At 71.2% G+C, this 6,984-nt stretch carries 7 protein-coding genes; all 7 read left to right on the top strand.

What is annotated here, in order from left to right:
* Positions 1 to 239: 239 nt before the first annotated feature.
* The 7 genes from LWC33_RS34055 to LWC33_RS34025 all read left to right on the top strand — a co-directional run bounded on the left by LWC33_RS34055 (position 240) and on the right by LWC33_RS34025 (position 6,841).
* Complete coding sequence (locus LWC33_RS34055) at positions 240 to 1,100, top strand: DUF6962 family protein (protein ID WP_233308831.1); 861 nt, start codon at positions 240 to 242, stop codon at positions 1,098 to 1,100.
* 204 nt (positions 1,101 to 1,304) lie between these two features.
* Positions 1,305 to 2,540: a polyhydroxyalkanoate depolymerase gene (gene phaZ / locus LWC33_RS34050; protein ID WP_233308830.1), complete on the top strand. Its 1,236-nt coding sequence runs from the start codon at positions 1,305 to 1,307 to the stop codon at positions 2,538 to 2,540.
* Positions 2,541 to 2,580: 40 nt separating this feature from the next.
* The gene (locus LWC33_RS34045) at positions 2,581 to 4,338 is read left to right on the top strand and encodes a PHA/PHB synthase family protein (protein WP_233308829.1); all 1,758 of its coding nucleotides are present in this window, start codon (positions 2,581 to 2,583) and stop codon (positions 4,336 to 4,338) included.
* 397 nt (positions 4,339 to 4,735) lie between these two features.
* Positions 4,736 to 4,894 carry a type II toxin-antitoxin system Phd/YefM family antitoxin gene (locus LWC33_RS34040; RefSeq protein WP_233308828.1) on the top strand — a complete coding sequence of 53 codons (159 nt, stop codon included), beginning with the start codon at positions 4,736 to 4,738 and terminating at the stop codon, positions 4,892 to 4,894.
* Between the two features lie 558 nt (positions 4,895 to 5,452).
* Positions 5,453 to 5,812 (top strand): ferredoxin, encoded by a 360-nt coding sequence (fdxA, locus tag LWC33_RS34035; protein ID WP_233308827.1) that lies wholly within the window; start codon positions 5,453 to 5,455, stop codon positions 5,810 to 5,812.
* A complete protein-coding gene (locus tag LWC33_RS34030) occupies positions 5,805 to 6,461 on the top strand; it encodes a helix-turn-helix transcriptional regulator (RefSeq protein ID WP_233308826.1) in 657 nt (218 codons plus the stop codon). The genes fdxA and LWC33_RS34030 overlap by 8 nt, the downstream gene beginning before the upstream one ends.
* Complete coding sequence (locus LWC33_RS34025) at positions 6,458 to 6,841, top strand: cupin domain-containing protein (RefSeq protein WP_233308825.1); 384 nt, start codon at positions 6,458 to 6,460, stop codon at positions 6,839 to 6,841. The genes LWC33_RS34030 and LWC33_RS34025 overlap by 4 nt, the downstream gene beginning before the upstream one ends.
* Positions 6,842 to 6,984 lie beyond the last annotated feature (143 nt).

Genomic DNA, 6,984 nt, shown 5'->3' with positions numbered 1-6,984 from the left:
GCCAAAGATCAACTAGCGGCACGACCCAAGATCGACAGTGGATCCAGGCTCAGTCCGAACTTCGGCGAGGATTCGGTGTAGCCGTGGGAGGTCGCTCGCGCGGATACCCGGCGGCCCCGACGGCTCGGCGGCAAGGTCTTCACGCTCGATCAATCAGGCTGTTGCACTACGCGCAGGTCCTGGCGGAGATTGAGAACGGCCCACCCGAAGCTCGCCCTGGCAGGCAGCGGCGGCCTGCGATGCTGATCGGCGGAGAACGGTCCGCGAGATGTACGACGGCGTGTGGTGCCGACGCTGCAGCACCGATCCTGGCCCTGCCAGGGCCGCCCGAAACCTTGCGGCGCCGGGCTCCGCCGGACGTACCGTGGTGTGTGCTCGTGCAGCCGATGGCTTCGCTGACCGACCTCGCTCTGGGGCTGGTCACCCTCTACCTCGTCCCGCGCTTGCCCCGGGACGTCGCTGGAGCGCGGTATTGGCGCGCCGCGTTCGCCTGGGCGGCGGTGACCGCGCTGGTGGGAGCGGTGTACCACGGCTTTCTCGTCGGCGTTCCTCAGGTTGGCGAGGTCACGTGGGCGGTCATGAGCACCATGGTCGTCCTCGTCATGTCGTTCCTGCTGGCGGCGTCGGTGGTGCAGGTCCTCGGCCGGAGCCGCGCCATCGTGTTCTGGCCGCTGCGCCTTCTGGGCGTCGCCGCCTACGCGGTCCTCGCCGCCACCGGCCACCCCAGCATCACGGCGATCATGCTGTGCGAGGGCCTCACGATGGCCTGTGTCATCGGTCTGTGGGTCTGGGCGTGGCTGCGCCGGCATCCGTCGGGTCGCCCGATGCTGGTGGCCATCGGGGTGAGCATCGCGGGCGCGCTGCTGCGACTGGTGCCGGGCGCCGCGACGCTGCTGCGACTGGACCCCGACTCCGCCTACCACATAGGGCAGATCGTCGGGATGGTGCTGCTGTGCCGGGCCGTCGCCCGCAGCGGACCGCGCCCCGAGGCCGTCACCGACACCCCGTCCGGGCGGACATCTCGGCCGGTCGGCCCGTCACCCACCTCCGTCGACCGCCAGCGGCCAACCAGGTGGATCAAGAGGAGTCAGGAAATCTGATCCGCCAAGGGGTCGCCTCCCTGACCGTGGTCGGGGTCGCGACGGACGTCCTGGCCTCGGACGTACGTACCCCGCGGTGATGCGCCCGGTGCTCGGACGACGCCGGGATGATCGATGCGGTATCGCGTCAGCGGTGGTCGATCACGCGAGGGTCGGTTACTTTTCTGTGTGACGCACGTCGCATGACGATAGGAGCTCGGGCGGATGCTCTACCCCGTATACGAATGGCACCGGCGGTTGACCGAGCCGGCCCGGATCTCGTCGAAGCTCCTGCACCGCACGCTGTCGGGCCTGCCCGCGCCGGTCGGGGAGCTGGCCGGGACCCGCCGGCTGAGGGCCGTCAGCGAGATCGTCGCGGGCAGCCGTCCCACCCACGTCCGTCCGGACTGGGGCATCGAGTCGGTCACGGTGGCAGGCGAGACCGTCGAGGTCGACGTCCGGCCCGTGCTGACCACGCCCTTCGCCACCCTGCTGCACTTCGCCACGCCCGGGGTGCCCGGGAGGACGCCGATGCTGTTGGTGGGGCCGATCTCCGGGCACTTCGCCACGCTGCTGCGACCCACGGTCCGCACGTTGCTGGCCGATCATGACGTCTACGTGCTGGACTGGCACAACGCCCGGGACATCCCGGTCGACGAGGGCCGGTTCGGGCTCGATGAGTACATCGACCACGTGCTCGCCGCGATGCGCCACCTCGGCCCGGAGCACCACGCCCTGGCCGTGTGCCAACCGGCCCCGCTGGTGCTCGCGGCCGTCGCCGTCCTCGCGGCGGCGGAGGATCCCGCCCAGCCGCGCAGCCTCACGCTCGTGGCCGGCCCGATCGACACGCGGGTCAACCCGAACAGGATCAACGAGCTCGCCGACCGGCGTCCGCTGTCGTTCTACGAGCGGTTCCTCGTCTCGCGGGTGCCGCGGCGGTACGCCGGTGCCGGGCGGCGCGTGTACCCGGGGCTGGCCCAGCTGACCGCGTTCATGTCGATGAACACGCGGCGGCACCTGAGCTCGCACGTGCAGCTCTACCGCGCGCTGGTCGCCGGCGACGGCGCGACCGCCGCGCGGATCCGCGACTTCTACGACGAGTACGGCGCGGTCATGGACGTGCCGGCCGAGTTCTACCTGGAGACCCTGCAGCACGTCTTCATGGAGCACGACCTCCCCCGCGGCGAGTTCGTCCGGCGCGGGCAGCGCGTCGATCTCTCGGTCATCAGGAGGACCGCCCTGCTCACCGTCGAGGGGGCCGAGGACGACCTGTGCTCGCCCGGGCAGACCGAGGCGGCCCACGGGCTGTGCACCGGGATCCCCGCGCGGGATCACCACCACCACCTACAGCCCGGCGTCGGGCACTACGGGGTGTTCGCGGGCTCGCGCTGGAACGAGGAGATCTACCCGGTGTTGCGGGACTTCGTCGCGGCCCGCTCGGCCGCCCGCACCGCGTCCTAGTTCGGACATCGCGTCTACACGCGAGGATCGGAGCCGCTCGATGACGACGGAAGCTTCCGGCCGCGCGGCCGACGAGAAGCGGACCGCCCCGCCGGCGCGGCCCGGGTCGGTGACCGAGCCGGTCGCCGCCGACGAGGCCGAGGCGCTCGGCGTGGTCGAGGGGGGCGAGGCGGTCGGCATCCCGTCGGTCGTCGGGGTCCTGAAGGGAATCACCTCGGCGTTCGCCCAGCCCGGGCCCGTCACGCGGGGTGCCGGACGGCTCGTCCGGGACCTGGTGTCGATCGCCCGCGGGACCGACGAGCACACGCCCCACCCGAAGGACAAACGCTTCGCCGATCCGGCCTGGTCGATGAACCCGCTCTTCCGGCGGCTGGGTCAGGGCTACCTCGCCCTGGGGACCGAGCTGGGCCGCCTGGTCGAGGAGTACGAGAAGAGCTCCCCGGACTGGCACGACGTCGAACGCGCCCGGTTCGCGGTGTCCGCGCTGACCAGCGCACTGGCGCCGACCAACCAGCTGCCGACGAATCCCGCCGCGCTCAAGCGGGCCTTCGACACCGCCGGGGCCAGCCTCGTGCGGGGGGCCCGCCAGTTCGCGCACGACGTGCGGCACAACGGCGGGCTGCCCTCGCAGGTCGATCGCAGTGCCTTCACCGTGGGCGAGGACCTGGCCCTCACCCCGGGCGACGTCATCCACCGGGACGAGGTGGCCGAGCTCATCGAGTACCGGCCGAGTACCCCGACCGTCCGGGAACGGCCCTTGCTGGTCATCCCGCCGCCCATCGGCCGGTACTACTTCCTGGACCTGCGACCCGGACGCAGCTTCGTGGAGTACGCGGCCAGCCGCGGGCTGCGCGTGTTCATGCTCAGCTGGCGCAACCCCACCGCCGAACACGCGGACTGGAACATCGCCACCTACGCCCGACGAATCCTGAGCGCGGCCGAGGTCATCAAGGACGTGGCCGGCGTCGAGGACGTCAACACCCTCGGCTTCTGCGCCGGGGGCATCCTCCAGTCGATCGTCCTGGGCCACCTCGCCGCACGGGGCGAGCACACCATCCATTCCGCGTCCTACGGCGTCACGCTGCTGGACTTCGGGGTCCGGGCGCCGCTCGGCGCCTTCTCCGCCCCGCGCGCGCTGGAGATGGCCCGGGCCGACTCGCAGCGCCGCGGGGTGATCACCGCCCGGTCGTTGGGCACGGTGTTCAGCTGGATGCGCCCCGACGACCTCATCTTCAACTACGTCGTCAACAACTGGCTGATGGGCGAACGTCCCCCGGTCTTCGACATCCTGGCCTGGAACGCCGACGGGACGAACCTGCCCGCGGCGCTGCACTCGGAGTTCCTCGACATCTTCCGGTCCAACACCCTCGCCGAGGGGCACCTCGAGGTGCTGGGGACGCCGATCGACCTCGGCAAGATCACCGCGCCGGTGTTCGTCACCGGAGCGGTCAACGACCACCTCACCCCGTGGACCGGCTGCTACCGCACGACCGAGCTGGTGAGCGGGCCGAGCACCTACGTCCTGAGCAATGCGGGACACATCGCCAGCCTGGTCAACCCGCCCGGCAACCCGAAGGCCAGCTACTTCATCGGCGGGAACCCCTCGGACGGCCCCGAGCACTGGCGCGCCACCGCGCAGAGGCGCCAGGGGACCTGGTGGGAGGCCTGGGCCGACTGGCTCCTGGAAAGGTCGGGCGCCGAACGCCCGGCCCCCGCCACGAGCGGCAACGCTGACCAGCCACCGCTGGAGCCGGCGCCGGGCTCCTACGTGCTGGACCGGACTCCACCCACGGCCTGACACCACCCGCCGTCGACCCACTGCAAGGAGATGGCCACCGACTCGCCCGGCTCGGCCGGTCGCTCGTAGCAGGAACAGGTGCCCGCCAGACGGGACGAGCTAGCGAGTTGCGTGCGGGATCCGCCAGGCCAGGACCCGGCTGTTGAGCAAGGCAGGAGCGGGTTGTCATCGCCGGCGAGAACCAGCGTCGGCTGCGGCGGAGTGCACAACCACGTCAGGCTGCTTCATCCCCTACCTGACATAAGAGGCGTTCTCGCCGCGTCTACACCCAGGTATGGACGACGAGTCTGCAACGCCGACCGCGACGTGCGGCGGTCGAACCCCGACTTCTCCGGCTCATCCCCGCCCGAGTCCGGCCTCCGGGCGCCGCCGAGCGTGCGGCGGTGAAACTGTCAGCATGCGGGCCGACGATCTCGAGTCGTTGCACGAGACGCTGTACTGGCTGTCCCAGCCCGGCGTCCGCGACTCGATCACCGACGCCGAGCGTGAGCACGCGACGGGCGAAACCAGCACCGGCGAGGATCTGCGCGCCGAGTTCGGGCTGCCGCCTCGATGACCCCCGGTACGGGCCCCCGGACGCAGCGCATGCCGACCAGCCGTATCGGGCCGAGATCAGCAGCGAGGCACGCCGCAGCCTCCACCGGCTCCCAGGCAACGTGGCGGCCGCGATCATCGAGTTCATCACCGGCCCCCTGGCCGATAGTCCTGCGGGCTGAGCAAGCCGCTCACCGGGCCTTCAAGGTCGTTCGCGGTAGCCCCTTGGCGAGCGCAGCGAGCCGCCGGCAGGCTTGCCGGCGATCCCGAGAACGAGCAGCACCTCCCGTCCGCCCGCCTCGCGACGACGGCTCGCCGAATCCGTGGTGCAGCCGAGTTGTTCAGCCAGCTCAACCGCCGTCACACCGACCGCCCGAGGTCGACGCCCGCGCCGAGTCCCGCGGCTTCGTCGCGATCGCCGGTGCGGTAGGGCGTTGTGGAGGCGGATCAGTGCTGACATGACGAGTCCTCCTGACGGCTGCGCAGCTGCGGTGCCGCGACAACTACACCAGGTTCCACTATTTTTACAAAAACATCTCGTGTTAAATGGCGTGTGTCGAACGATGGTGAGGAGGAACCCGTGACGTACGTGATCGCGTTGCCGTGCGTGGACGTCAAGGACCGCGCCTGTGTCGAGGAGTGCCCGGTCGACTGCATCTACGAGGGTGGTCGCTCGCTGTACATCCACCCGGACGAGTGCGTCGACTGCGGGGCCTGCGAACCGGTCTGCCCGGTCGAGGCGATCTATTACGAGGACGACCTGCCGGACCGATGGGCCGCGCACACCGAGGACAACGCCCGGTTCTTCACCGAGACACTGCCGGGGCTCGACACCCCCGTGGGAAGCCCGGGCGGCGCCGCGAAGCTCGGGGCGCTCCCGGTCGACACCCCACTCGTCGCGCAACTCCCGCCGCACCCGCTGGATGGCCAGAATGGCTGACCGTCGCCAGCAGGTGCTCGACACGCTGCAGCGCGCTGCCGAGCCGATGGGCGTGTCGGAGATCGCCGACCGCCTCGGCATCCACCCCAACACCGCCCGCTTCCACCTCGAAGCACTGGTCGACGACGAAATCGCCGAACGGGTCCCGGAGGCGCCCGCGGGGCGCGGGCGCCCGCGCGTGGGCTACCGGGCCCGCCCCGGCCTGGCCCGCGGCGGCGCACGCCGCTACCGGATGCTCGCCGAGATCCTGCTCGGTCAGCTGTCCACCGGCGACGACCCCACCGCCGCGGCCGCGTCCGCCGGACGGGCCTGGGGGGCACATCTGGTGCCCCGGCCGGCCCCGTTCCACACGGTTACGTCGGACGAGGCGATCGGCCGGCTCGTGACGATGCTCGACGACCTCGACTTCGCCCCCGAGCCCGTCCGCGACGACCAGGGGACGACCGACCGGGTACGGCTGCGGCACTGCCCGTTCCTCGAGCTCGCCGAACCACATCGCGACCTCGTCTGTCCGGTGCACCTGGGGCTGATGCAGGGCGCGCTCGGCGAACTCCGCGCCCCCGTCCAGGTCAGCGCGCTCGAACCGTTCGCGGAGCCCACCGCCTGCCTCGCCCACCTCACTCGACCTGCCGACAGGAGACCATCATGAACATCGTCGAGATCACCAGCGCCCCGGCCCGGCGGGCTCCCACACCCGACGGGCCGACGGTGCGGCTCGTCTCCGACCCGGACGGCGGCGCTCCGGTTGCGGTCCTGCACGTGACAGTGCCCGCAGGCGGCAGCATGCCCGAACACGACCACGGCCCGTCCCATGTGGTACTGATCCCGCTGCGCGGCCGGATCCGGCTTCATCACGACGGGGTTGACCACGACCTGGCCCCCGGGACCGCAACCCACATCGGCATCGGCGAGCGCGTCAGCCTCGCCAACCCCGCTACCGACAACGCCGAGCTGCTCGCCGTCGCCGCCCCACCCGACTTCGCCGCCGCGTTGTCCAGGTGGCCGGCCGCGTCACCAGCCACGGCCTGAGCGCCCGCACGGCCCAGCGCCCTGGTCTCGAGCGGATCCGCGAGGCGCGCTTGAGCGCGATAGCCGCGTGGAGCTGTTGGGGTCTCTCTCAGGGCAGCGCAAGGATGTAACCTCTTGAGCCGGGGCCGCAGTCGATTCGTCGG

The organism is Pseudonocardia terrae, from assembly GCF_021343995.1.
In the GTDB taxonomy this organism is placed as follows: Bacteria; Actinomycetota; Actinomycetes; order Mycobacteriales; family Pseudonocardiaceae; genus Pseudonocardia; species Pseudonocardia terrae.
Note: the sequence above shows the minus strand (reverse complement) of the source record. Positions and strands in the feature narration are given on the sequence as shown.

Coding starts and splice junctions, on each gene's coding strand:
- LWC33_RS34055 (WP_233308831.1), top strand. CDS start 240: ATGCTGATCGGCGGAGAACGGTCCGCGAGATGTACGACGGCGTGTGGT.
- phaZ (WP_233308830.1), top strand. CDS start 1,305: ATGCTCTACCCCGTATACGAATGGCACCGGCGGTTGACCGAGCCGGCC.
- LWC33_RS34045 (WP_233308829.1), top strand. CDS start 2,581: ATGACGACGGAAGCTTCCGGCCGCGCGGCCGACGAGAAGCGGACCGCC.
- LWC33_RS34040 (WP_233308828.1), top strand. CDS start 4,736: ATGCGGGCCGACGATCTCGAGTCGTTGCACGAGACGCTGTACTGGCTG.
- LWC33_RS34030 (WP_233308826.1), top strand. CDS start 5,805: ATGGCTGACCGTCGCCAGCAGGTGCTCGACACGCTGCAGCGCGCTGCC.
- LWC33_RS34025 (WP_233308825.1), top strand. CDS start 6,458: ATGAACATCGTCGAGATCACCAGCGCCCCGGCCCGGCGGGCTCCCACA.